Annotated in this window: 24 protein-coding genes; 11 read left to right on the forward strand and 13 right to left on the reverse strand. The window is 48.2% G+C overall.

The features are described from left to right. Window positions 1–9 precede the first annotated feature (9 nt). The 3 genes from nirD to cobA are packed head-to-tail and all read left to right on the forward strand — an operon-like array spanning window position 10 to window position 2,013. Window positions 10–327 carry a nitrite reductase small subunit NirD gene (gene nirD / locus AC4G47_RS29255; protein WP_076213936.1) on the forward strand — a complete coding sequence of 106 codons (318 nt, stop codon included), beginning with the start codon at window positions 10–12 and terminating at the stop codon, window positions 325–327. 37 nt (window positions 328–364) lie between these two features. Beyond that, a complete protein-coding gene (locus AC4G47_RS29260; protein WP_491104019.1) occupies window positions 365–1,246 on the forward strand; it encodes a formate/nitrite transporter family protein in 882 nt (293 codons plus the stop codon). Beyond that, window positions 1,243–2,013 carry a uroporphyrinogen-III C-methyltransferase gene (gene cobA / locus AC4G47_RS29265; RefSeq protein ID WP_491104020.1) on the forward strand — a complete coding sequence of 257 codons (771 nt, stop codon included), beginning with the start codon at window positions 1,243–1,245 and terminating at the stop codon, window positions 2,011–2,013. The genes AC4G47_RS29260 and cobA overlap by 4 nt, the downstream gene beginning before the upstream one ends. Window positions 2,014–2,019: 6 nt before the next feature. Here cobA and AC4G47_RS29270 read toward each other — a convergent pair whose 3' ends face one another. Further along, a complete protein-coding gene (locus AC4G47_RS29270) occupies window positions 2,020–2,658 on the reverse strand; it encodes a TetR/AcrR family transcriptional regulator (protein WP_491104021.1) in 639 nt (212 codons plus the stop codon). 196 nt (window positions 2,659–2,854) lie between these two features. Here AC4G47_RS29270 and AC4G47_RS29275 point away from each other — a divergent pair, with 196 nt between their 5' ends. Then, window positions 2,855–3,622 (forward strand): SDR family NAD(P)-dependent oxidoreductase, encoded by a 768-nt coding sequence (locus AC4G47_RS29275; RefSeq protein WP_491104023.1) that lies wholly within the window; start codon window positions 2,855–2,857, stop codon window positions 3,620–3,622. Between the two features lie 272 nt (window positions 3,623–3,894). On the opposite strand, the gene AC4G47_RS29280 is transcribed toward AC4G47_RS29275, so the two are convergent. The 3 genes from AC4G47_RS29280 to AC4G47_RS29290 form a co-directional block, all read right to left on the reverse strand. Beyond that, a complete protein-coding gene (locus AC4G47_RS29280; protein ID WP_124116914.1) occupies window positions 3,895–4,149 on the reverse strand; it encodes a hypothetical protein in 255 nt (84 codons plus the stop codon). Between the two features lie 169 nt (window positions 4,150–4,318). Continuing rightward, window positions 4,319–5,611 (reverse strand): sensor histidine kinase, encoded by a 1,293-nt coding sequence (locus tag AC4G47_RS29285; RefSeq protein WP_491104024.1) that lies wholly within the window; start codon window positions 5,609–5,611, stop codon window positions 4,319–4,321. Continuing rightward, window positions 5,611–6,288 carry a response regulator transcription factor gene (locus AC4G47_RS29290; protein WP_036612327.1) on the reverse strand — a complete coding sequence of 226 codons (678 nt, stop codon included), beginning with the start codon at window positions 6,286–6,288 and terminating at the stop codon, window positions 5,611–5,613. Before AC4G47_RS29290 ends, AC4G47_RS29285 begins: the two co-directional genes overlap by 1 nt. A 253-nt stretch (window positions 6,289–6,541) precedes the next feature. Here AC4G47_RS29290 and AC4G47_RS29295 point away from each other — a divergent pair, with 253 nt between their 5' ends. The 3 genes from AC4G47_RS29295 to AC4G47_RS29305 are packed head-to-tail and all read left to right on the forward strand — an operon-like array spanning window position 6,542 to window position 10,370. Further along, on the forward strand, window positions 6,542–7,360 hold the full coding sequence (locus AC4G47_RS29295) for a polyphosphate polymerase domain-containing protein (RefSeq protein WP_100528190.1): 819 nt from the start codon (window positions 6,542–6,544) through the stop codon (window positions 7,358–7,360). After that, complete coding sequence (locus AC4G47_RS29300; RefSeq protein WP_491104026.1) at window positions 7,353–8,033, forward strand: DUF4956 domain-containing protein; 681 nt, start codon at window positions 7,353–7,355, stop codon at window positions 8,031–8,033. The genes AC4G47_RS29295 and AC4G47_RS29300 overlap by 8 nt, the downstream gene beginning before the upstream one ends. 27 nt (window positions 8,034–8,060) lie before the next feature. Continuing rightward, complete coding sequence (locus tag AC4G47_RS29305; protein WP_491104027.1) at window positions 8,061–10,370, forward strand: carbohydrate-binding domain-containing protein; 2,310 nt, start codon at window positions 8,061–8,063, stop codon at window positions 10,368–10,370. A 159-nt stretch (window positions 10,371–10,529) separates the two neighbouring features. Here AC4G47_RS29305 and AC4G47_RS29310 read toward each other — a convergent pair whose 3' ends face one another. Then, window positions 10,530–11,108: a class I SAM-dependent methyltransferase gene (locus AC4G47_RS29310; protein WP_491104028.1), complete on the reverse strand. Its 579-nt coding sequence runs from the start codon at window positions 11,106–11,108 to the stop codon at window positions 10,530–10,532. 25 nt (window positions 11,109–11,133) lie between these two features. Next, complete coding sequence (locus tag AC4G47_RS29315) at window positions 11,134–11,805, reverse strand: FHA domain-containing protein (protein WP_491104029.1); 672 nt, start codon at window positions 11,803–11,805, stop codon at window positions 11,134–11,136. 229 nt (window positions 11,806–12,034) lie between these two features. Between AC4G47_RS29315 and AC4G47_RS29320 the strand changes: the two genes are divergently transcribed. Further along, on the forward strand, window positions 12,035–12,190 hold the full coding sequence (locus tag AC4G47_RS29320; RefSeq protein WP_491104031.1) for a hypothetical protein: 156 nt from the start codon (window positions 12,035–12,037) through the stop codon (window positions 12,188–12,190). 411 nt (window positions 12,191–12,601) lie between these two features. Here the strand turns inward: AC4G47_RS29320 and AC4G47_RS29325 are convergent, their stop codons facing one another. Together AC4G47_RS29325 and AC4G47_RS29330 are read right to left on the reverse strand one after the other, a co-directional pair. Next, on the reverse strand, window positions 12,602–15,187 hold the full coding sequence (locus tag AC4G47_RS29325; protein WP_491104032.1) for a DUF2339 domain-containing protein: 2,586 nt from the start codon (window positions 15,185–15,187) through the stop codon (window positions 12,602–12,604). Between the two features lie 268 nt (window positions 15,188–15,455). Next, on the reverse strand, window positions 15,456–16,499 hold the full coding sequence (locus AC4G47_RS29330) for an LCP family protein (protein ID WP_491104033.1): 1,044 nt from the start codon (window positions 16,497–16,499) through the stop codon (window positions 15,456–15,458). Window positions 16,500–16,786: 287 nt separating this feature from the next. On the opposite strand from AC4G47_RS29330, the gene AC4G47_RS29335 reads away from it, so the two are divergent. Beyond that, window positions 16,787–17,761: an aldo/keto reductase gene (locus AC4G47_RS29335; RefSeq protein ID WP_491106827.1), complete on the forward strand. Its 975-nt coding sequence runs from the start codon at window positions 16,787–16,789 to the stop codon at window positions 17,759–17,761. Window positions 17,762–17,902: 141 nt separating this feature from the next. Here AC4G47_RS29335 and AC4G47_RS29340 read toward each other — a convergent pair whose 3' ends face one another. The 3 genes from AC4G47_RS29340 to AC4G47_RS29350 all read right to left on the reverse strand — a co-directional run bounded on the left by AC4G47_RS29340 (window position 17,903) and on the right by AC4G47_RS29350 (window position 19,561). Next, window positions 17,903–18,364, reverse strand: coding sequence for a MarR family winged helix-turn-helix transcriptional regulator (locus AC4G47_RS29340; protein WP_491104034.1), 462 nt, complete (start codon window positions 18,362–18,364; stop codon window positions 17,903–17,905). 127 nt (window positions 18,365–18,491) lie between these two features. Then, window positions 18,492–19,169, reverse strand: coding sequence for a TIGR00266 family protein (locus AC4G47_RS29345; protein ID WP_491104035.1), 678 nt, complete (start codon window positions 19,167–19,169; stop codon window positions 18,492–18,494). Then, window positions 19,166–19,561, reverse strand: coding sequence for a winged helix-turn-helix transcriptional regulator (locus AC4G47_RS29350; protein WP_062836690.1), 396 nt, complete (start codon window positions 19,559–19,561; stop codon window positions 19,166–19,168). Before AC4G47_RS29350 ends, AC4G47_RS29345 begins: the two co-directional genes overlap by 4 nt. A 164-nt stretch (window positions 19,562–19,725) precedes the next feature. Here AC4G47_RS29350 and AC4G47_RS29355 point away from each other — a divergent pair, with 164 nt between their 5' ends. Next, the gene (locus tag AC4G47_RS29355) at window positions 19,726–20,940 is read left to right on the forward strand and encodes an MFS transporter (RefSeq protein WP_491104037.1); all 1,215 of its coding nucleotides are present in this window, start codon (window positions 19,726–19,728) and stop codon (window positions 20,938–20,940) included. 195 nt (window positions 20,941–21,135) lie between these two features. Continuing rightward, complete coding sequence (locus AC4G47_RS29360) at window positions 21,136–21,993, forward strand: aldo/keto reductase (protein WP_491104038.1); 858 nt, start codon at window positions 21,136–21,138, stop codon at window positions 21,991–21,993. 132 nt (window positions 21,994–22,125) lie between these two features. On the opposite strand, the gene AC4G47_RS29365 is transcribed toward AC4G47_RS29360, so the two are convergent. Together AC4G47_RS29365 and AC4G47_RS29370 are read right to left on the reverse strand one after the other, a co-directional pair. After that, window positions 22,126–24,225 (reverse strand): glycosyl hydrolase family 18 protein, encoded by a 2,100-nt coding sequence (locus tag AC4G47_RS29365; RefSeq protein ID WP_491104039.1) that lies wholly within the window; start codon window positions 24,223–24,225, stop codon window positions 22,126–22,128. Then, a complete protein-coding gene (locus AC4G47_RS29370; protein WP_491104040.1) occupies window positions 24,226–25,803 on the reverse strand; it encodes a chitinase in 1,578 nt (525 codons plus the stop codon). Between the last annotated feature and the right edge of the window lie 66 nt (window positions 25,804–25,869).

The raw sequence follows: 25,869 nt of genomic DNA on the forward strand, positions 1-25,869 counted from the left end.
GGAACAGCAATGAACAAATTCCGGATTGGACACCTTGCGGATATTGATGAAAAGGGAGCACGGACATTCCTGATACAGGATACCGAAATTGCAGTCTTCAAGCTGAGTGACGGAAGTCTGCACGCCGTCGAGAATCGCTGCCCTCACAAGGGCGGCAAGCTGTCGGAAGGCATGGTATGCGGGACAACCGTTCATTGTCCTTTGCATGATTGGAAAATTGATCTACGTAACGGTAAGGTACATGAGCCGGATGAAGGCTGCTTGAATACCTACAAAACAGAAGTGGATGGCAACAGCGGAGAAATTTACATCACGATTGCGGGCTAAATGCTAGAGATACCCTGACATCAAGGAGGCGTGCGCTATGGATTTTGTTAAACCTGCAGAAGTGCTGCAATCGATGGTCGAAGCTGGTGAAAGCAAGGCCAGAATGAACCGGGTACAGATGCTGATCCGCGGTTTTCTGGCGGGGGCTATCCTTGCCTTTGCAACCACACTGGCATATACCGCTGTATCTCAAACTTCCGTTGGTTTGGCAGGTGCACTGATATTCCCGGCTGGATTCGTCATTATTATTCTGCTGGGTCTTGAATTGGTGACAGGAAACTTTGCGATGCTTCCACTCGCAGTGTTGAAACGTAGAATTACGTGGATGGATATGCTCCGAAATTATTTCTGGGTGATCACCGGTCATCTGATCGGATGTGCATTCTATGCTCTCTTATACGGCCTGACCATTACGAAGATGGGTACGGATATGAGCAATCCTTTGATTCAGACGCTGATCCAGACCAGTGAAGCCAAGACACTGGGGTATCAGCATTTGGGTGGAGCAGGCATTGTTCTGGTCATCATCAAGGCCATTCTATGTAACTGGATGGTCACACTCGGGGCTGTCATGGCGATGACGTCCACTTCCACACTGGGCAAAATCGTAGCGATGTGGCTGCCCATTACGATATTTTTCGCTCAGGGATTTGAGCACGCTGTGGTAAATATGTTCGTCATTCCAGCAGGCATGATGCTCGGCGCACAGGTCAGTATCGCTGACTGGTGGTTGTGGAATCAAATTCCGGTGTTGGTGGGCAATCTCATAGGCGGAGCCGTATTTACTGGACTCGGTCTGTATGCCGCCCACCACTGGGGAAATCCGGTGAAGCTATCGACCAAACTGGCGACCATTCAAGGTGGTCGTTCAGGATTGGCAAGTTCCGATGCTGGACCGAAACTGGGGACACGATCATGAGTCGGGGCCTGGTTAGTATTATTGGCGCTGGTCCTGGAGATCCGGATCTGATTACGGTAAAAGCCCTGAAACGTATTCAGTCCGCAGATGTCATTATGTATGATCGGCTTGTGAATGACCAATTGCTCGCTGAGGCTCGTGAAGGAGCACTCCGCATCTACTGCGGCAAGGCTCCAGGCCTTCACTCCATGAGTCAGGAGATGATTGGACGGATGCTTGCTGCGCATGCAGCAGAAGGCAAACAAGTCGTACGACTCAAGGGTGGCGATCCGTTTATCTTTGGTCGTGGTGGTGAAGAAGCGCTTGTGCTGGCGGAAGCAGGGATTGCATTTGAGGTCATTCCTGGCATCACTTCGGCTGTAGGTACATCCGCTTCATCCCTTATTCCGTTAACCCATCGCGGGGTTGCTTCATCCTTCGCATGTGTCACGGGAACCGGCAGTGATGGAAGTGTATCTTCGGTTCGCTGGGACCTGCTCGCTCATAGTGTGGATACACTGGTCATCTACATGGGTATTAGCCAACTGCCCCAGATCCAACATGAATTGCTTCACCATGGCAAAAGTGGACACACCCCTGCGGCTTTAATCGAACGGGGAACCACTTCGGAGGAACGCATTATTACCGGCACACTTGCCGAACTCCATTCCCTCGCCCTGTCACATCAAGTGAATAATCCCGCATTAATTATGGTCGGAGAATCGGTCCTGATCCGCGAACAGCTGCTTCAGATGCAACAGGCCGCGAACGCCTCCATGACCGGATAATCTGACTTAATCCAACAGCATACGCTCATGAATAGACCGACCCTTCTGCCCTGGTTCAATCAGCAGACGGGTCGGTTTGATGTTAATCAGTGCCGTAAGCTGCTCTCCCATATAATGCGCAGAATATTTGAATCCAATCTCTGCCCAATGCATGATCACGCCTACCGTAGCAGATACCAGATAACTTAACATGATGTCGTAATTAATCGTCCACTCACTATCCTCGGTCACCAATACAAAATCTTCGGTTAGATACGTTCTAAACATATTGCACAGCCTGGAACCCATATCCGAATGCATCGTTATTAATGCACGAAAGATATCCTGATGGGCTTCAATATATTCGAATACAGGCATCGTGGATGGCAGCAATGCCGTCATGTCCACTTCTTTGAGCTGTGCGTATGGTTCTGCATAAGCTCGCCCCACTCCCTGCATGAAATCATCCAGAATGAACTGCAACAACTCCGGTTTGCCGGGAAAATGTAAATAGAAGGTTCCTCGGTTGTAATCCGCCCGCTCCGTAATATCTCGAATGGTTAAAGCATCCGCTCCTTTCTCTAATATCAAAGAAACTGCCGCAGCGATGATGGCATCCTGTGTTCTTCGTGCTCTCCGGTCCTGAGGATGTTCAATGATCAACATTCTCGCCTCCTTTGTTCATTATTGTAATATAAATGAACACCGCTTACATCTCTGTCCGATAGCTGACATATGCGCTGTCAATGATTATTGTCATACTGCTATGTATATCTTAACATTGAGACAGGAAAGATAGACGACAGGTTGAAACTTTTTTTGAGAAATACCTGCCAATAATGAATAAGGAGCGGATTAACTCATGAGTACATCTTACACACATACAGCCGTTATTACAGGAGCAGCCGGAGGCATTGGTAAAGAATTGGCACGCCGCCTCGCTGAGCGCAAAATCAACCTGGTTCTGGTGGACCTGAATGAAGAAGCCATTCAACAGACGATTACCGATCTGAACCTCGACAAAGAGCATGTAATCGCCGTAAAAGCGAATGTATCCCAAGAAGCAGACGTGAAAAACTATGTGCAAAAAGCACTGGATGCATTTGGCCGAATCGATTATTTTGCTAACAATGCCGGGATTGAAGGCCCAACAGGGCTGATCGAAGACCTGAGTGTTGAAGCACTGGATACGGTCTATAACGTTAACATTCGCGGGGTATTCCTGGGTCTGCAGAACGTCATTCCGGTCATGAAAAAACAAAAATCCGGTGCGATTCTCAATACCTCTTCCCTCGCGGGTCTGATGGGTGCACCTGCTGTGTCTCCGTATATTATGTCCAAACATGCCGTAGTCGGTCTCACGCGTACCGCTGCGAATGAACTTGCACCTTATAATATCCGGGTTAACGCTGTATTGCCAGGCACAATCAACACACGTATGATGCGCCAGATCGAAGCTAATTCCGGTAACGTGGAAGATTATCAAACGGCAACCGTGTCCAGCATTCCAATGGGCCGTTATGGCGAACCGGAAGAAGTCGCTGCGGTGATGAACTTCCTATTGTCCGAAGAAGCATCCTATGTAACAGCTTCCCTCTACACCGTAGATGGCGGCATGATGGGTCAATAAGAAGCTGCAAACGGTAGGATTGCTCGATAGATTGGGTCGATAGAACTCCATTTCCATCCTTAGTAGGAGCTACACCGACAGGCAACCCGTAGGAATGGATACCTTTCGCTACAATCCAAAAAAAGCCTCAACACCACAGTAACGTGGAGTTGAGGTCTTTTTTCAGTACAACACTTTCCCGAACTAATGAATCTCAGATTCGTTAAATTCCCATACAAGCGATATTCGCCTGAATAGTGCCTGTCAGGTTCGCTAAATGTTCTATACCGAACTTAATCGACATACCCTGCGTGACCCTTATCCATCAGATAGTCCATTTCAGCATCCAAAATGCTTTCCACCGTCAACTCATCCAGCTTCACATCTTTACGACTAAGAATGTAGTCAGCCAGATCATCGCCGTCAATATCCACATCGTTACCTTTGGCATTCTCATGCGCCTTGTTAATGTACGCTTGCTCATGCTTCAGCACAAGAGCGATATTTGCCTGGCTTGCCTTCGTTTTATCTGCAATATATTGCATCATTTCTTGTTCGTTAATTGAATTTGCTTCTGCCACGTTTAGTTCATCTCCTTGAGTCATCTTGAGTCATACATACTGTTGCCATTGTAGCATAGGTTAACCCATTACCGGCAGAACTTATGCCTGACGAACGATTATAGGGCCAGAGTGAAGGAGCGCATCTCTCAAACCCTTACGACAACCGCACGTAAAATGTAGCGCCTTCTCCGACCACGCTTTGAGCATACACCTCTCCTTTGTGCTGATCCACAATGGAGCGGGCAATCGCCAGACCCAGACCATGCCCACCATGTTTGCGTGCTCTTGACGAATCGGTGCGATAGAATCGATCGAAGATCCGGTCCAGATGTTCCGGTGCAATGCCTTCCCCTGTGTTGGACACGGCCAGCATGACATCATTATTCTGTTTCTGGAGAGTGACGTTCACGGACCCTTTGGGACCGGAATACTTCACAGCATTATCGAGCAGGATCAGAATGACCTGTTTAATCTGTTCACTGTTCCCATGAACCATAAGATTCGGCTCAATGTTGTAATCGAGGGAAATGTTTTTCTCAAATATTACGGCTTCCATCGGCAAAATTATACTCTCCACCGCATCGCTCATATTGAACTTTGCATGAATCATCGATGAGCGTGAGTCGTCCATCTGGGTCAGATACAACAGATCATTCGTAAGTCCGGTCATGCGCTCGGTCTCCGACTTGATATAGTGAAGCCACTTCGCCTGGTTGGCTATGGTATCCTCTTGATTCGCCAGCAGCACGTCGGCATTGGTATTGATGATCGCCAGCGGCGTCTTCAGCTCATGTGAAGCATCACCGATGAATTGTTTTTGCTTCTCAAACGCTTCTCTGACCGGTGCAATGGAACGATTTGCAAAATAACGGCTCAAGAAGTAGATCACAATCAGCATAACCAGTCCAACCACAGCAAATGTATAGATCAGATTCGTCAGAATGCCTTGTTGTGCCGTCACATCAATAAACACAATCATATGTCCATCAACGCTCGGATCAATCACATAGGCCCAGTCCGTTCCATCCAGTGCAAATTGTCCCGTCTGTCGTTCCGAATCACCAACTTTATCTTGGTCAACCTTTTGCAGCGCCTCGGTGTAGAAGGTTTCTTCCATATCAAATCGGGAATGCGTATCCGTAATCTTCCACTGATCATCCGTCTTAATCATGAACGAAACGGAACGTGCGGGAGGTGAGTTGGGATCACCTCCCGGTCCTCCATTATCTCCACCCATAGCATCGGAAGGTAGTGATTCTGAACGCGGCATCTTGGATGAATTATAAGGACTATGGTAGAAATCCGACACTTTGTACAACTCCATATTCGTCTCACGTTGCACATTCTGATAAGTAATCGTATAGATCGTCGCAAATGCCACCAGCATCATAATAGATATGGACACCAGATTCACGATCAGGAATCGATTTCGGAGTTTCTTGAACATCAGGACGTCACCTCAAGTACATACCCCACACCCCGAATCGTGTTAATGCGGACAGCAGAGTTCAGGAAGGTTAATTTTTTACGTAAAAAAGATATATAGACCTCCACATTGTTATACTCCACTTCCGAGTCGAATCCCCATAACTTCTCAATAATCTGCTCTTTGGAGGTAATCGCCTGTTTGCGGGCAATCAACAGCTCCAGCAGTTCATTCTCCTTCAAGTTCAGCTTGATCTCCTTCCCCTGAACGCTCAGCTTCAATTGGGTTGTATTCAGCTCAATGTCGCCAAACTTCAGTCCATCCTCGGGAACCACTTCGCCCTTCCGTCGTAAGGCTGCACGAATCCGGGCCAGCAATTCCTCTGTGGCGAAAGGCTTGGCGATATAATCATCGGCACCATAATCGAGACCTGTGACCTTGTCCGACAGTTCACCTTTGGCAGTGAGCAGAATGACAGGCGTATGATTCCCTTCACTGCGAAGTTTCTTCAGGACGGTGATCCCGTCCATCTCCGGCATCATGATGTCGAGCAGTAATAGGTCGTATATACCGCTCTGCGCATAATCCAGTCCTGATCTGCCGTCGTGGACCATATCCACGGAGTAGTTGTTTTTTTTCAAAATCTGCGACACAGCCTCTGCCAAATGAACCTCATCTTCCGCAATTAATATTCTCATGATCTATTCATTCCTCTGCTTGAATTATTCATCTTCATTAACCCTTTATGATATCACCTATTCTATCAATCAAACCTTGAATCAATCTTAATTCATTTTGTGCATGCGCACTATTATAGGAAGGTAAAAAAATGTTAACGCAATGTAAAACCATTTAAGATTCATTCAAGGTTGGCGCTCTAAGATACAGACATGGAAGAAATACACGATGCAACAAAACATACAACTCGCAAACGAAAGGAATGAGTCCCACATGGCGATTGAAGTATTCAACCGATATGAGAGCAAGTATCTTCTGACGGATGAGCAGTACGCACATTTCTACAATGACCTGCTGAAATACATGGAGCTGGATGCCTACAACAAGAAACATGAGTATTACTCCATCAGTAACCTGTACTTTGACACTCCACAAGATTCGCTGATCCGCGCCAGTCTCTCCAAACCGAAATACAAGGAGAAGCTGAGACTGCGGGCTTATGGAATACCTGAAGAAAATGCCAAAGTGTATCTGGAGATCAAAAAGAAAGTCTTCGGCCTGGTGAACAAGCGCAGAACAGCCTTGAAGTTGGATGAAGCCTACGAATTCGTTCGCTCGGGACAGGCGCCAGAGCTGGCGGATTACATGAATAAGCAGGTTGTCGAAGAGATCAAATATTTCCTTCGGGTATACGATCTGGAACCGAAAGTGTATCTGGCGTATGAACGCAAAGCGTTGTTCGACAAGAACAGCCGCGATCTCCGCATTACCTTTGATACCAACATTCGCAGCCGCAGATACGATCTGAAGCTGGAACAGGGAGATTACGGTGAACCGCTGGTGAAGGACGGTCGGTGGCTGATGGAAGTGAAGGCCGAGAAAACCGTTCCGATGTGGCTGTCACAACTACTTTCCGAGCATGGACTGTACCGTACCGGATTCTCCAAATACGGCAACGAGTACAGACATCTGGCGCGAACAACGAACCTGAATTATCAGACAGAACGCATTCTTGTGCCAGGTACCGATTTCAACCCATCCATAGAACAAGATAAAACGATCATAGAAAGAGAGCGTGTCCTATATGCTTGATTCCCTTTTCAGCTCAGCCCTAACCGATACCAACCTGACGTTTAACAACGCAGTCATTACCATTGGTCTTGCCATCCTTCTGGGGCTCGTCATCAGCCTCACCTACATGAAGACCAACCAAAGCACATACTCCCAGAGCTTTACCTTAACGATGGTTGTCCTGCCCGTCATTGTCGCCATCATCATCCTGCTCATCGGCAGCAACATCGCACGAGCTTTCAGCTTGGCGGGTGCCTTCTCCATCATTCGTTTCCGCAGTGCGCCTGGTGATCCAAAAGACATTGCTTATGTATTGTTCACGATGGCTTCCGGTCTTGCCTGCGGTGTAGGCGCTTTTGGATACGCGGTGCTGTTCACCATTATCCTGTGTGTTCTGATGTTTGTCCTGAGTCGCTTCAACTTCGGCGGCAAGAAAAGTCAGCTGAAAACGCTGAAAGTCACCATTCCCGAAAACTTGAGCTATGAAGAAGCACTTAATGAAGTGTTCCATACATTCAACGTACCTTTTGATCTGAAAAAAATCAGAACGACCGAACTCGGCAGTCTGTATGAGCTGGTCTACAGTGTAACCATTCACGAAAGTGTTAGCCAAAAGGAATTCCTCGACGCCATCCGTACACGGAACGGCAACCTGGATATCTCCTTAACCATGAGTCCAACAACAGAATATTAATTTTTAATTCGAAGGGAACGATCCAATATGAAGAAGAACATGATAACAGGCAGCAAACTATGGTCCATCGCTATGATTACCAGCCTACTCGCAGCATGCAGTGCACCAGCAACCACAAGCACAACGGCCAATGCCGCAACGTCAACGACAGGAACAACCAAAACGGTATCCGTCAGCGAGCAAACTTCTGTAAAATACGCAGACCTGGTCTCTCTGGATGCTGACGATACCAATATTAGCTGGAGTGAGGCGGATTCCACAGCGATTAAGCTGAACGGAACAACGGCAACGGTAACCGGTTCGGGTGCCAAAGCAGCGAATGGCTCAGTAACCATCTCCGAGGCAGGCACTTATGTACTTAGCGGTGAGCTTACTGACGGCCAGATCGTGGTCAACGTTGCCGATAAGGGCACCGTGCATCTCGTATTAAACGGAGCAACCATTCGTGATAACGACAGTGCAGCGATCTACATTCAGCAAGCCGGTAAAGCGGTGATTACACTCGAAAAAGGAACCAAGAATACCGTTTCCGATGGTAAAACGTATGTATACGCCGACGCTACGACAGACGAGCCGGATGCTGCGATCTTCAGCAAAGCGGATCTTACGTTCAACGGTGCAGGTCAATTAACCGTCACAGGTAACTATAACGAAGGTATTACAAGCAAGGATGACCTGAAAATCATTAGCGGTACCATCAGTGTCAAAGCAACCGATGACGGCATCAAAGGTAAAGATATGGTTGCCATTCAGGCAGGTACCATTACCATTCAAGCCGAAGGCGACGGCATTAAATCGACCAATGACACGGATACCACCAAAGGCTACGTTGCTATCGCAGGAGGTACCTTCGATATTCAGAGTGGCAACGACGGTATTCAAGCCGAAACCGCACTCGTTGCGGATGGCGGCACATACAACATTGTGACTGCCGGCGGCAGCGCCAACGCACCAGCCAAAGTAGAAGAAGGTCCTTTTGGCGGCGGTGGCGGTGGATGGGGTGGCGGCACACCACCAACCGATATGGGTACACCACCGGATGGCGAGCCTCCTGCGGATATGCCGGAGATTCCGAATAGCAGCAGTACGAATGCAGGTGCTAATACGAACGGCGCAGCAGTATCCAGCTCTGCTAGTGCAGCACCAGCGACGGATTCCAATGCCGATGCGGATACAGCAACAACAGCAACCGAGTCCACAAGTGCCAAAGCGCTCAAAGCAGGTACAGACCTTACGGTTAATGGCGGTACGTATGCCATTGATTCCATGGATGATTCCCTGCACAGCAACAATAACGTAACCGTCAACGATGGAACATTCAGCATTGAATCTGGTGATGACGGCATTCATGCAGATCAGGAGCTAACGATTAACGGTGGAACCATCACCATTGCGAAGAGCTACGAAGGACTCGAGGGGGCAATCATCACCCTGAACGATGGGGATGTGGATGTAACGGCATCCGATGATGGCGTAAATGCTGCAGGTGGCGAGACGGAAACAACTGCGAATACAGCGGCAAGTACAGATAGCACGACTACAGCAACTGATGCCGCAACGACATCCAACATCTCTGTGACCGAAACGACGGGCACAACATCGACTACCGATCAGGCATCCCAAGGTACAGCTGCTAATCAGCAAGGACGTGGACCAGGCGGTATGGGCGGTGCAGCAGCGAGCAATAACGAGTTCCACATTAACGGTGGTTCCCTCACTGTGAACGCAGGTGGTGATGGACTGGATTCCAATGGTTCCATTAACATGACTGGCGGAACGGTTATTGTGAACGGACCGACGGATAGCGGCAACGGAGCATTGGATTATGATGGCACATTTGAAATCAGTGGTGGATACCTCGTGGCTGCCGGAAGCTCTGGCATGGTACAAGGAACATCTGATGCGTCTACGCAAAATACCATTGTGATGACATTCCCTGCAACCCAAAAAGCTGGAACACTTGTACATGTACAAGATAGCGAAGGCAACAACATTTTGACGTTCGCTCCGGCAAAAGATTATCAAACGGTGGTAGTCAGCTCTCCGGATCTTGCGAAAGATGGTTCCTACGTGATCTACTCCGGTGGTACGTCCACAGGTAAAGCGGTAGATGGACTCTACACAGACGGTACGTATAGTGGTGGAACTCAAGTGGTTGCCTTCCAATCGACAAGCAATGTAACTTGGGTGAATGAATCTGGTGTAACTACAGCCAATTCAGGTATGGGTGGTCCAGGAGGAGGCCGTGGCCAAGGCGGCTTCGCAGGCGGTAGAAATCGGACGCAATCCGGTACAACCTCTGAGAGCACAGGCACTACTACGGATTCTGCAAAATAAGACATGATGCTGAGCGGTAAAGGTTAACTGGCCTATTCAGACTAAAACAGAAAAGGCTCCGAATTCACTTTCACAGTGAGTTCGGAGCCTTCTTTCGTTATTCTTTTGGAAACAGGATTAGAGCGCTCTGCCAAGGTGAAGTCGATGCACTCCTTCTCCTCAAAAGGTATAGACATACACCTTGGTCCGCAAGGTATCGCGGCATGTAATGGTGCGTAGCGGTTCTTTTCCCGGCAAGGCAAAACAGACGCTAATGACCTTGGCTCCAGGCGGAAGCTCCCGACTGAACTTGTCCAGCAGCCGGGTCATGGCTCCCGGGAACAGATAACAGATGACACAGTCTGCATGTTCATAGGAACTGGTGTAGATGTCCCCGCGCATGAAACGCAGCCTGCCATGAAGAGAATACCCTTTTCCCTTCGCTCGCCTTAAGCGAACACTAAGATAGGCGATCAATTGAGAAGACCACAAGGGAATGATAGAATTCTCAATCCCAGTCAGCCTTTTCCCAGGACAGTGCCTTACAACATCCAGTCCCAGTGTGCCCCATCCGGAGCCCGCTTCAAGCACATCCCCGTACCCGGGAATCCGGTTCACCTCTTGAATGACCACCTGCCTGACACGGCTGGATGTGGGCATCGGTGAAATTCCATTCTTCCAACTGATGAGCACGATGGATATGACGCCGATCAATGTCACCACGGCAATCAGCCATGGAATCAGGTAAATGATGAACATGAACTCATCCCTTTGTTATTACTCTTCATTCCGGTACATGAGACTTCATATATACACCTTTTTTGTATACAGACTTAATGGTAAAGTGTACACCCAGCTTGCGATTCGTCCGATAGATCAGCGAGTTAATCTCGTCGATCCCTACCGCTTCACTCTCCAGCATGCTCCGCTCCGGCCACACCTGAGCCACAATCTGTTCCCTTGTCACAAAGTGGTCCAGCTCACTGTACAGCAACTTGAACAGCTGATATTCCTTCTTGGATAGTGGAATTTCCACTTCTCCAATCTGCACCGTTTGCAGGTGATCCTGTAAACGTACGCCTTCACCCAGCAGATCTGACACCCGATACTCCCTGGTCTCTCCAAGATCGCCTTCCGTGCGAAGCTGGATCAGGCCGTTGACCAACGTCAGGCTGTCTCCCTCGCCAAACGGATATTTCTCATACGGAACGAGGCGCTGCCCGTTCAGTTCGGTTCCATTTTTGCTATCCAGATCCTCAATCCATAGCTGCTGTTGTGCATCATAATGAATGCGGCAATGCCGCTTCGATATCATCTGATTATAGACAGACAAGTCCAACCCACTGCCGCCTGTGTAACGTCCCACGGTAATGGAGCGACCTTGGCTTACATAAGCGAATGAGCCGTCACTTTCCTGTCCTGGCGTACGAATGACGATTTTTGCCGTCTCCCGCATGTTATTCTCCCACCTTCAATGATCACTCGATCTCTATAAACATTTTGTAACAATAATGATAAGATCATCAGATTTGTTCCATTGTTTGCACCGCTATACATCCATATAGTGATATACAGGAACGATTTATGTTTGGCCCTGCTAACTCTACTATACCAGACGTTGTGCTTTTTTTCTCATAACGGCCGGATGTCTACTTTAGCTCATTCAACAAGAGAGGTACCTCCCTATGAACAAAAAAAACATTTTCATATACGTGCTGCTCGCCTTCGCCTTGTCCATAACATTAACCGTGCTCTCCCGTATGAATGACGATGGCGGAGAATCACTGAAAGGCACATCGGCTTCCGAAACCTCATGGTTACAAATGAAGATCCAGCCCTAATCTACTCTATTATAACGTGATCTCCGCGCAAAACGTTTCATGAATGTCATATTAGGCTAAGCCATAGACTCACATCAATAAGGCCCCAGATTGCTGGTAACAGCAGCCCGGAGCCTCATTTCAATCCAAAGAATCTATATTACACAAAAGATCATCTATGAGCTGCATAACAACAGAGATAACGGCTCATTTCCCAAAGCAAAGTAAAGTGGACAGTGGACACTCCCATCATCCGCACTCACATCAACGCCGCTTCTTTCTCGCACCGAATTTCATCCACGCATACACGACAAGAGCTACAGGGCCAGCAAGCCATAACAACTGCCATAGCATGATTTTCAGATCGAATCCCATTTCAAGAATTCCTCCCCATATGATCGCAAAGGTCACTACAGTCGTTCAAAATCCAAATCAGTCTTCTTCCTCCGGCACAGTCGGTTCGTCGTCAGGCTTCGCTGTTTCTCTGGACTGTATTTCCTCCATTCGGCTGGATACCTTCTGATACAGGTAAGAGATCCCCAGCAATAGCACACCGAAGCTGAAATAGGCAAAGATTTTGCTGCCCGAGGTCAGCATACCCACATCATAGAACACCATCTTACCCGTAGCGAATAACGTTAGGCCAAGGCCCAGACGCCGAATCATGACATATTTTCTACGGAATCCATACGCAATATAGAGAATCGCCAGCAGCAGATAGATCAGGCTGAACATCAGCCCCACATCGCCCCACTGGAACTGAATCGTCAGGAATACGGTGATGACACCCAGCAGATATACCCCTGCGATAACCGGGTACCATTCAATGCTCTTGAACTGCCCTCGGATGCCTGCAATCAGTAGATCCCTTCCTGCAAAGAATACCCCTACATTGAAAATAATAACCACCAGCAATCCTACAATCTCTGCCGCTGTATGCTGTTGAACTTCCGGCTGAAGCGCTGGCATAGTTAAGGTTACGGCCAGTGCAATACAGCAGCCCACGGCATGCAGGAAGGTGGTGTACACCTGCACAAAGTGGTCACGCAGCAACTTCACTTTGCTCAGTCCATAGGCCAATGCAATGGTGAGCGCTGCGAACATTAATAACTTGTAGAACATGTATAACAGGAACGTCCCATCGACAGCTCTGGTATACAATTCATTCGACTCATACAGTACGTATAACCACAGATTCGCAAGTGCTACATACTTGAATCCGTTCAGGAAACCCAGCTCCAACGCGCTGTAATTGAATCTCTCTCTGGAAGATGAGTTGCTGTGAACTGCCCAGGCATAATACAGTGTAATAAGTAAGGTTCCCAGCGTGATGCTGGTGTATTTTAACATAAAGTAAGAACGTTCCCCGATGAAAAATAGCGCCAGCAGGTCATAGTACACGAAAGTGATTAGACATAGAAGCACAATGCCCCATCCTGCACGTTCCACCGATTTGAGCCGTTTCAGATGTCCGAGTGTGACCAGCAGAACGCCCTCAATTAACCAACCCATCGATAACCACTTGGCCCCGAACTGGAACGGAATAATCAGAATGGCGAATGTCAGGGAAGTCACATAAAAGAGTAATATCGTCTGTTTCTCCTGAGCCATATGGCGCTGGACAAATCGTGCGAGGCCCAGATACACCACGCAGAAGATCAACGCCAGCAAGCCCTGAGCATCATTCCAACCCGCCACATCAAATAACACATATAACATCAGACAGCTGATACTCGTATTCATAGCGAGTAGAGCGAAATCCCACCAAGTTAACTTCATCCGGTGTTTGAACGGATATGCCAGTGTAATGCCCAGATATAATGCAAACGTCACAATGGAATACAACATGCCAACCTTCTCACTTGGCGACAGCCATAAGAGGATGAGCATGGACGGTGTGTTGAACAGGAAACTGATATAGTGCACCACAGGCCACCGTTTGCCGAATGAGATGAATACAATAATGCCGTTTAAGAGCAACAGATAGATCATGGCTACATAGACAGCCGAGCCTTCAAGCCCAAACGAGAACATGTAGGAGAATAGCGGAAGATATCCGCCTACCAGACCCAGTGAACAGATGGTCTTCGACTGGTATCTCAAGGACAGCAATACGGAGATTGCCGATACCAATACAGACAAGCCAAGTCCCGTATATAACCCGATAATATGCAGTAAAAAGTAACTATAGAAGACGGAGCCGAACAACACGGATATCCCACCGCCGAGCAGCCCCATCGCAAACGTCTGCCTTTTGCGGCGGAACAGCCACTCTCCTCCAGCGAGCATCAGTGCACCGAGCAGGAAAAAGGCTCCACTCTTCATCTCGTCATTGAACCAGGTCGAGTACGAATATTGGAACGCTGCTCCAACGCCCAGAATGAGGAGTAGGATAGCAACCTTGTTGATCCAGCTGAGTCCAATCTTCATCTCCATGCGATTCTGCTTGATTCGCCGCTGAATAGTCTCTTCGCTCAATCCTTCCTCCGCCATCTGCTCATACCCACGACCCATGTGCCCACGTAGAGCCTCTTCTCTCTCACGTACGGCCTGTCTGTGCAATTCGATACGCTCATTCACCTCTGCCGCAAGGTAAGCAATCCTCTCCTTCACCTCATGAGAATCCTCCTGCAGCTCCTGCGCTGCCTGGTTGTAAAGCGCGTTCAGATTGGATTTGGTTCGATGTTCATGAGATGCAATTCGATCATTATGTACCGCTGTTTTCCCTTGAAAATAGGTCTCCATCTTCTCCCGGGATACCCGGATCAGATTCAGCTTCTCATCCAGCATCTGTTCGGATAACGCCATGCGAAGACGTGCATTCTCTTCTTCCATCTTGCGCGAGCGAAGTTCCAGCTGTTGCAGCTTGAGCTTGTGGGCCTCGTACTGTTCCTGCAACTGTTCATTCTGAACGATCAGGTCATCGGACTGGTACTCCTGGAGCAAGGCGTGATACTCCTTCGCCAGTTGCTTCTGCTGCTCCTGAACCTGTTGAAGCCGATCCTTAAACTCCTTCATGAGCTTCCTCCGTTGGTTGATGTTTAATCTTTTCCCTATATTTTACTATATGTATGCCATAAAAAGAGGTTTAAACATTAGATATATCCGTGCAATATTTCATCCAAAGGATCCCAAACACAAAAAAAGCCGGGAAGCATACGCTTCTCCGGACTTATATTCATATACATACACCTTGGCATTACAGATAAATCTGGCACACACTTTGATCCATTCTCGGAGTTGGCGGAGTGCACAACCACAACTTCTCCATCACAAGAATCGAGGCTTATGCCGCATCATTCGTCTCCGATTGGTCGGCTGATTCCGGTTCTATAATCTCGGTCGCATCCGGGTCCAGCCAACTGGCGATCATGCCACGCACATATTGCAGATCGTCCTCCGACAGATCATAGTACCATGTGCCACCGCGCGTCGCACCCTCACCCTTCAGCATATAATTGCTGATCGTTGGTATGCTGTCTTTCATATATAAGGACTCGGCAAATTTCACGATAAAGTCCGAGGTCATGTTGGTTGTAAAATTCGATCCGGCAATCTGGATTACATCCGGGATCTTGGTCAGATTTTTGACCTCCAGCGCACGATTCATGAAGGCACTTAAGAAAATTCGGTGACGCATCGTCCGATTGAAATCGGAATCTTCCCGGTAACGCACATAACCAAGCGCTTCTTCGCCGCTATAGATTGGTTTGTTGGCTTCAACAAACAGCTTCTCATGCGCTTTTGATTTGTTTTCAATGTTCTTTTTGATTGGCAGTTCAACGCCGCCCACCGCATCGACAATATCCTTGAGTCCGTTAAAATTAATTGCGGCATAGAAATCCACTTTGTTCCCCAGCAGATTCTCCACCGTGTCCATCGCCATCTTGGCTTCACCATGGGCATAAGCTGAATTGATCTTCGACTTCACATCCCGACCGACAATCTCGGTATAGGAATCACGCGGAATAGACAGCAGCAGCACTTTATTATCTTCTGGACGCACAACAGAATAGATCATGGTATCCGAACGGCTTGGTTCGTTATCCCGTTGGTCAATCCCTAGCAACAATAACGAGAATGGATCGGTATGTTCCACAACGGGTGCATCCTGATCACCAACCGGCTTGAAGGATTCATCGAGTGTTTCCTTTACGCTATCCGAAGCAAACAGGTTAAATGCAAACACGACGAGTTGCTTTTGATAGATAAATCCGAGTCCTCCCAACACCAGCAGCACACTCAGGGTGATGATCAACGACTTCTTCCATCTCTTCTTCGGCTTCTTCGGCTTCCGCCTTGTTAAATGTGCAGCACTGTTTTCCATCATATCTCCTTTAATAACGGGTTCTTAGAATCATTTAACTATATTAATAACACGTTTTCAATAGATTACGTTATAATCTGCATTACAAATGCGTGTTCAAAAAGTTTGGTTTTCAGTACCGAGAAGATGGAATGAAGCTAGAAATGGAGTAGCGGAGCGTAGGCAAAACTACGTGAGCAACGGACATTTCGGCTGAATTTCATATTCGATGCTGATGATGCCACCAGGCATCATTCGTAATCAAAAGCGGACTTTTTGAACAACCTCTACAAGAAAAGGAGCGATGAATGATGGAATATCGACATTTGGGCAATAGTGGTCTGGGTGTGTCGGCACTGGGGCTCGGCACCAATGCGTTTGGCAAACGCGCGGATGAAGCAGCTTCTACCCGCATTATTCATGCAGCGATGGATCAGGGCATCAACTTTATCGATACAGCCAATATCTATGCAGGTACAGAATCAGAACGAATCATTGGACAGGCCCTCGCAGGTCGACGGGAAAACGCGGTGCTTGCTACCAAAGCCGGGTTACCCCGGCATGATGGTCCCCATGGGCGGGGCTCGTCCCGCTACCATTTGCAACAAGAGCTGGAAGATAGCTTGCGGCGTCTGCAAACGGATTATGTGGATCTGTATCAGATCCATACCTTTGATCCGTATACACCGCTGGATGAGACACTGCGCACACTGGACGATATGGTCACTTCCGGTAAAGTCCGTTACATCGGAGCCTCCAACTATGCAGCTTGGGAGCTGATGAAAGCACTGGGGATCAGTGAACAGAAAGGTTATGTACGCTACATCTCCACCCAAACCAGTTACTCTCTGGCTGACCGTACACCTGAGCTGGAATTGATACCGATGTGTCTGGATCAGGGTGTAGGCTTTATCCCGTATTTCCCACTGGCAGGTGGCATTCTCACGGGTAAATATAACGGACAGGCAAGTGTGCCTTCCGGGTCCAGAGCAGACACCGATCCGTCCTTCAACCGTTTCCTGCTGGAGCATAACATCCAGCTAAGTGAACAAGTGAGTGCTAAAGCTGCTTCATATGGCTGCTCCCCGAGCGTGCTGTCACTCGCATGGCTACTGGCACGCCCGGCTGTCTCCACAGTGATTGTTGGCGCTACACACACTGAACAGCTGGAACACAATCTCGCTAGTCTGGACTTGTCACTGCCAGATGAGCTGTTGTCCGATCTGGATCAGATCAGCGACTCTTTCCGCCGCCGCGAGCCGTTTGCGTCCTACCGAATGGATTGAGGCAACTGAAATAAACCTCCCTATGCTTGCGGTGGGAGGTTTATTTGGTGTCTGGCATATATATCATAAGATGATTAATTATAAAAATTTCCAATTTAACTACAATATGTAGTTAAATAAATGAAAAAATTATATTAAAGATTACCCCTCTGTCTTATGTTGAATGAACTTCTGCATAATCTCCAAATACTCTTCCTTGCGGTCACCCACAATATCAAAGAATGCCTTGTCAGACTCCTCTACCAAGTGGATCCCCTCTACAGCCAGACGGGTTCCTTCTTCCGTCGTTGTAATAATATTGGCACGTGTATCCGTCTGATGACGAGCACGGGTAATCAACCCTCTCTTTTCAAGAGCACGCAGCACCTGAGAAGTCACGTTAACGTCCACTTTGGCAAATTGGGCAATCTGAACTTGCGTAACGCCTTTGCCTTCCTCATCGTGTTCATTGAGCCATAGACAGGCGTGCAACAATACAAATTGGGGTTGTGTCAGTTCGAGGGGCTCCAGCACTCTGCGTACTTCCTTTTGCCACATCGCTGTAACCTGCCAGAGCAGGTATCCTGGGCTTTCCTGCGCATTTTTATACCGTGAGCTTGTCATTTCATACCTCCATGATGTGTGACTTATGCAGCAGAATATGTACCCATCAGACATATAAGTCCGTTATTCTTATAACGATGATGAAAACTCATCCGTTGCAACTCTGTGTGTTCTTCTGCAATCATATTTAGCGCGCAGGGATAAACTGCTTCACCCATTGTCCGAATCCTTGCGGATTGCGGCTCTGTATCAGAATGGTTCCTTCTCCCCGGAACCGGCATACCAATCCTTCTCCACTAGTAACACTGGAGAACCAGCCCTGGGAAGCTTTCTCAATGCGATAATCTACATAATGGGGCCATGCCACCAGATGGGCATTATCCACGATCATTTCTTCACCCGCAGCCAGATTGATCGCATGGATTGCACCATAGGAAGACAGAAATACAGTTCCACGCCCGCTGATCTCAATAATAAAGAAGCCTTCTCCCGAAAAGAGACCTTTCTTCAGGTTTTGCATTTTGGTATTTACCTGAATGCCTTCGGTACCAGCCAGAAATCCGTCTTTCTGTACATAGAGTGAATAGGAACCGTCCAATTCAACAGCTTCCACATCGCCCATGCTTGAAGGTGAGAGTAGAATCTCTGCCGTTCCGCCCGCAGCCGTCAATTCCTGAAAGAAGAACTTCTCCCCGCTCAGCATTCGACCGAACCCGGCAAACATTCCACCTTCTGCTGAACCCTTCAGTTCAACCGTCGGAGTCATGGATACCATCGCACCGCTTTCGGCCTTGAAACGTTCTCCCCGCTGCAAATGTACTTTAAGCATCGCAAAAGCACCATCATATAAAATTTCATAGTTCACGGTTGCACCAGCTCCCTATTGTCCGAGTTAAAATCATTCAGCCCGTTATCTTCCAACACTGCCGATTTGTCTCCGTACTCCTTCACAATATGCTGATCTCCCCAATTACAGAGCGCATTAAGAATCGGTTCAAGACTCCGCCCATAATCGCTCAATTCGTACTCTACCTTGGGAGGGACCTGATTATATACGATTCGGTTCACGATTCCGTCATTTTCAAGCTCTCTCAGTTGCTGTGTTAACATTTTCTGTGTAATAGCGGGCATAATACGCTTAAGATCACTGGTTCGCTTCTTCCCATGTGTCAGATGACATAGAATGACGCATTTCCACTTGCCACCGATCACCTCCAGGGTTGCTTCAACCGAGATGTTATATTTTTTTCGAACCATAACTTGTTTCCTCCCTGATGAATTGAATTACATCCGATGCATGCTGTATAGGCACCAAAAAGTACGTAGGGTACTAAAAAGTACGTACTATTCAATCTATACCGAATAACTCATAATAGCATTTGCCGGTACGTAAATCTACATTCTGGGGAGTTGAGCAAGAAATGTTACAAGATTCAAAACGCAGCACGTGGGCGCTGCTGGCGCTGGCCATTAGTGCATTTGCTATCGGTACAACTGAGTTTATCAGCGTTGGGCTACTGCCCCTCATTGCAGATGACCTGGGCATTTCCGTAACTACAGCGGGACTGACCGTTACCTTATATGCCTTAGGCGTTACCTTTGGGGCTCCTGTCCTGACCTCACTGACGTCTACCGTATCACGCAAAACGCTACTGCTTGCCATCATGATCATCTTCATTGCGGGTAACACGATGGCTTCGCTATCGACGGGTATCACCATGTTACTCATTGCACGCGTGGTATCCGCTCTGGCACACGGAGTATTCATGTCCATCGGCTCCACGATTGCAGCGGATCTAGTACCTGCCAACCGCAGAGCAAGTGCCATTGCCATTATGTTCTCCGGGCTAACAATAGCCACGGTAACGGGCGTACCTCTCGGAACACTCATCGGCCAACATTGGGGCTGGCGTGCTGCTTTTATCCTGATTGTTGTGGTTGGCATCGTTGCGATGATTGGGAATTTGATACTCGTTCCATCCACGTTGAAACGCGGAACACGAACAGCATTTCGGGATCAGCTGAAGCTGGTTACAGGTGGACGCTTACTGTTAGCTTTCGCCATCACTGCCGTTGGATACGGAGGAACATTTGTTGTCTTTACGTATCTGTCCCCGTTGTTACATGATATTAGCGGCTATTCCGAGAAAACAGTAGCGTTCATTCTGTTGTTATACGGAATCGCCATTGCAGTCGGCAATATCATCGGTGGTAGAGCAGCCAACCGCAACCCGCTCAAGGCCCTATTCTACATGTTCATCATTCAGACCATCATTCTGGGCATCATGTACTTTACCGTCCCGTTCAAGTTGGCAGCACTGCTAACCATTATGGGAATGGGCCTGCTCGCCTTCATGAATGTGCCTGGCCTTCAGATGTATGTAGTAACCTTGGCCGAACGATATGCACCACAGGCCAAGGATGTAGCCTCTGCCTTCAACATCGCCGCGTTTAATGCAGGCATTGCCATAGGTGCCTATCTGGGTGGAGTGATCAATGACTCCATAGGATTAATTCACACGACATGGGTTGGTGCCTTGATGGTTCTCATAGCTGTAATCCTGACTGCATGGGCTAAAATGCTGGAAAGCAAGGATCAACATGTACCCGCCGAAATGGAGAAGGCTTCGTTCTAAGTTGCATCCCAACCATTGGGCTCGGCCTGGGGATATTGGTTTCAAATACATGAGGAAAACCGGTTTCACATCGTATTTTATTATACTATATACGTTGAACCCAATTTGATCTACTATGATTTGATTTTGTATGATGAAATAACGGAAATTCAGCTTCAAATGACTGATTTTTACACAATTGAAGGAGGAAATCTCATGACAACAACACAAACCGCACAACATTTGCAATCCAAAGTAACGCTGCACAATGGTGTTCATATGCCTTGGTTCGGACTTGGCGTATTTAAGGTAGAAGAAGGATCTGAGTTGATTGCAGCCGTGAAAAATGCGATTAAACATGGCTACCGCAGCATCGATACTGCTGCAATATACGGTAACGAAGCCGGTGTGGGCCAAGCGATTGCCGAAGCTTTGCAAGAGAACAACCTGAAGCGCGAAGAACTGTTCGTGACATCCAAAGTTTGGAATGCAGACCTCGGATATGAAGAGACCCTTGCCGCTTTTGATACCACATTGAACAAACTGGGACTGGAATATCTGGATCTGTATCTGATTCACTGGCCAAAAGCAGGCAAATACAAAGCAGCCTGGAAAGCGATCGAGGAACTGTACGCAGCCGGCCGCATTAAGGCTATTGGCGTAAGCAACTTCCAGATTCATCATCTCGAAGACCTGATGCAGGATGCCAAAGTGAAGCCGATGATCAATCAGGTGGAATACCACCCTCGCCTGACTCAGGTTGAGCTTAAAGCTTTCTGTGAAAAGAATGGTATTCGGCTTGAAGCTTGGTCGCCTCTGATGCAAGGCCAGCTGTTGGACAATCCAGTACTCACGGCGATTGCTTCAGCCAAAGGCAAATCGGTTGCACAAGTAATCCTGCGTTGGGATCTGCAAAATGGGGTCATTACTATTCCGAAGTCCACTAAGGAACAGCGGATTATCGAGAACTCCTCCATCTTCGACTTTGAACTTTCAAAGGAAGAGATGGATCAGATCAGTGCCCTGAACGAAGATGTACGCGTTGGACCCGATCCAGACAACTTCGATTTCTAATAGATAGCCTTTTGGGAGCCTGCTTTGATATAACACAGCGAAAACCACCGGATCAATCAAGAGCCGGTGGTTTTTGGTCTTCTATTTGTATACTGCACGCTTCAATTAAAAAAGTTGTAATCCATATTTTAACTATTGAACCTGCCACAATGCGGGAACGTTGGATGGCTCCCACCCGGGTAAGGATGTGTGGGCTTGCAAGCATTTGTACGTCTTGCCGCTATACGTGACCACCTCTCCTGTAGTGTAGGCTGTATTCGCCTGCCAAGCGGAAACTCCCGGATTTGTCGTTCCTGTTGCCGTTTTTACAGTCACAGCACTACTCGCAGCAGACAGATTACCCGCCGCATCCTTTGCTTTCACCGTAAATGTGTACGAGGTATCCGCTGCAAGCCCGCTGATCGTTGCCGTCGTTCCGTTCACCGTTGTTGCCAGTACCGTCCCGTTGTACACATCATAACCCGTTACACCTACATTGTCTGTCGATGCCGTCCAGCTAAGTGTAATGCTGGAGGATGTTTGCGCAGTCGACGCAAGGTTCGTTGGCGCAGTTGGCGCCTGCGTATCTCCTACTGGCTGAGCCGTTGTGCTTACGGTTACAGCATTACTGGCTGCAGACAGATTGCCTGCCGCATCTTTTGCTTTTACCGTAAAGCTATATGAAGTACCCGGCGTAAGTCCGCTGATCATTGCGGTCGTTCCATTAACGGAGGTCGCAAGATTAGCACCGTTGTAGACGTTATAACCGGTCACACCTACATTATCTGTTGAAGCATTCCAGGCCAGCGTCACCGAGTTTGCCGTCACGCCTGTCGAACGGGCATTTCCGGGTACGCTCGGTGCTGTCGTATCTACTGGCGGCAAGGTGCCTCCATTGGACAGATCCGATTGCAGCTTGTTTTGGAGCGTTTTGTTACGGTCACCACTCAGCTCCCAGAACATCGCTCCACCGAGTCCTTTGCTCTTGATATAAGCCGTTTTATATCCAACAGACTCCGCATCGTCATAGCTGATAAAGCGCTTGTTGGACGCATTATAGAGATATGGCACTTTGGCCGTGTCATTCCAGTAACGCGTATACCCGTTTTTGTTGATGTAATTGGCTTCCAGATCGTAGAAATCAAAGGAGCCTGCTTCCCATGTTCCAACGGAAGAACCACCCGTGCACGTCTGGTACTGGCCGCTATTTGCCTGTGCGCATCCATCCCAGCCACGTCCATAGAATGGAACACCAAGTACAAGTTTAGCAGCCGGCACACCTGCATTCAGATGCCCTTGTGCTCCGGCAGCTACATTAAATGTATTGGCATCCGGCACGCCAGCAGTTGAAGCCGCAGGATCATAGTTCAATGGTGCATTATGTGCGCTGATTTTTTGCCAAGCCCCGTTAAAATCGTAGGTCATGATGTTAATCCAGTCGACGATGGCAGCAATTTTTGCAAGCTCCGTATTGGCAGCGTAGGTCGCAGATGCACCGCTGGCAATCGTAAGCAGATACTTCTTGCCGTCCACAGCCCCTGCTGCATCCAGCTTTTCACGGATTTTGCTCAAGAGCAAGGTGTAATTCTGCTTATCTTCAGGACGTTTGCTGTTACCATCGAGCCCGCCAGATACCGGGTACTCCCAGTCCAGATCCACCCCGTCAAAATTGTACTTCCGCAGAAATTCCACGGCAGAGTTCGCAAATACCTCTCGGGTTGCAGCAGTCGCAGCTACATCGGAGAAGCGGTTGGACCACGTCCATCCTCCCACGGAGATGATTGTCTTCAGATTAGGATTAATCTGTTTCAACTTGTTCAGCTGATTGATATTGCCTGCAATGGGTTGATCCCACGTATCTCCTGCAAATGTCTTACCCGTATCGATCCAAGGATCGCCAAGGACGATCGTTCCGTTGGGCACATTGATCGTCTGACTTTTTTCATTCTGACAGGTCCAGGTCACAGGATTTGGCCCCGAAGGGTCCGGATTTCCATGAATGCCGTTCCAGCAAATATCAGCAAAAGCATAGTTGATATGCGTCACTTTGTTCGGATCGATATCGGTTACATTATAGTTTCTCCCATACGCGGCCCAGGACGGGTAATAACCAACAATTTTATAAGTATCTGCTGCTTCTGCCGTAGCAGGTTGGAGTGTAAATGAAGGGATAATAACAGATAAGAGCAGGGACAGACCCAGGAAAAACGTTGCGGTTTTCTTCCAAACCGTGTGTTTATTTACATTTGGCATTTAGTACACAGCCTCCTTTGTTGTTTGCGTGCTAAAACCATTCAGGAATGAACGATGTGCATTTGAGAACTGGTTGTTCGTATACGCATCCCAATTAATCGACCAGGTCATAATCCCCTTAAGGCCTGCATAAGCAGCAGGTTGGCGAAGGGTGTAGGAGCCACCGTATGACACACCTTTGATCAAATAATTCAGTGCCTTTTGCAGCTCAGCTGGCGGCGTATAACCGCCCCCGGCAGCCTGCTGAGAAGCCGGTACACCGATTGCAATCTGGTCCGGTCGCAAGGGACTAAAGAATGGTCCTGAGCTTCCGCCTACATTAAAACCTTGAAGCAGCATTTCAGCCATAGCCACATGGAAATCAGCTGTTCCTTGGGCGTAGGAGCGCCCATCCAACCCCACCATGGAGCCCGTATTATAGTGCTGTACATGAAGCAGGGTCAGGTCATTACGCAAGGCATGGATGACTGGCAGGTATGCTCCCCAAGGGCCGCCATAGCTCAGATATCCGCCCTGTACATAGGCCGTCTCCGGTGCTGCCGTCAGGATGAAATTGGCGCCAAAATGAGATTTAACCGCCTTTACGCCATTGATGAGATTAACGATCTTCGGTGTCGTCGGACTACGGAAATCGGTATCCCCCGCATTAAGAGACAGGGAGCTTCCTTCCAGATCGATATCCAGACCATTGAAACCATAGGTGGAAATAATTGATTTTAACGATTCTTCAAACTGCTGTCTCTTGGTCGCATCGGTGAGTTCAATGGTGCCATTGGCTCCCCCCATGGAAAGCAGCACTTTTTTTCCTTGGCTTTGAAGGTAGGCAATATCGGATTTGAATTCGGCTACCGTCGCATTATACGGAGTAAAAGCAAGCGTTCCGCTACCATGTGAAATCGGTTCGGCAAAGGAGACATTAATGACGTCATAGGCTGTTGATACGTTACGAAGTCTGATATTGGTAGAACCATTGTCGAAGTTGTGCCAGTAGCCGATCAGCCATTTGCTGCCGGTTGGCCCAGGATGAGAAGATCCGTTGGAAGTCGTTACACTGAGGGATGTGCTCGCAGCAGATGTATTGCCTGCGGCATCTTTTGCTTTTACCGTAAAAACATAAGTCGTGCCAGCTGTCAGTCCCGTTACGACAGCCGTTGCACCTGAGGTGCTTGTCACGGGAACACCGTTTCGATACACCTCATATCCGGTTACGCCCACGTTATCCGTGGATGCATTCCAAGCCAGATTGACTGAGGTGTCCGTGATGGAGGATGAGGTTAGACCAGTCGGCACAGAAGGGGGTGCCGTATCAGGACCCGGAGTCTCTCCCCCTCCGCCGGTATTTTCACCGACGTATTTCCACAACGCAGGAACATTGGAAGGCTCCCAACCAGTCAACGCCGTATGGGGCTGAATACACTCATAATCTTTATTTTGATATGTTACGAGATCTCCTTTCTTGTATGCGGTGCCTGTCTGCCACAGGGCAGCGGCGTCAGCTCTTGGTGCAAACCACGAAATAATCAGAAGAAATGCCAAAGCGAATGTAATGACCGGGCGGAATCGAACAGCTTTATTCAAGCAAAATCCCTCCTGTACTAGGTTATTCTCACCTTGCAGACAAAGCTTCACTGGTTCACTCACATG

The organism is Paenibacillus sp. Negev47 (genome assembly GCF_058313655.1).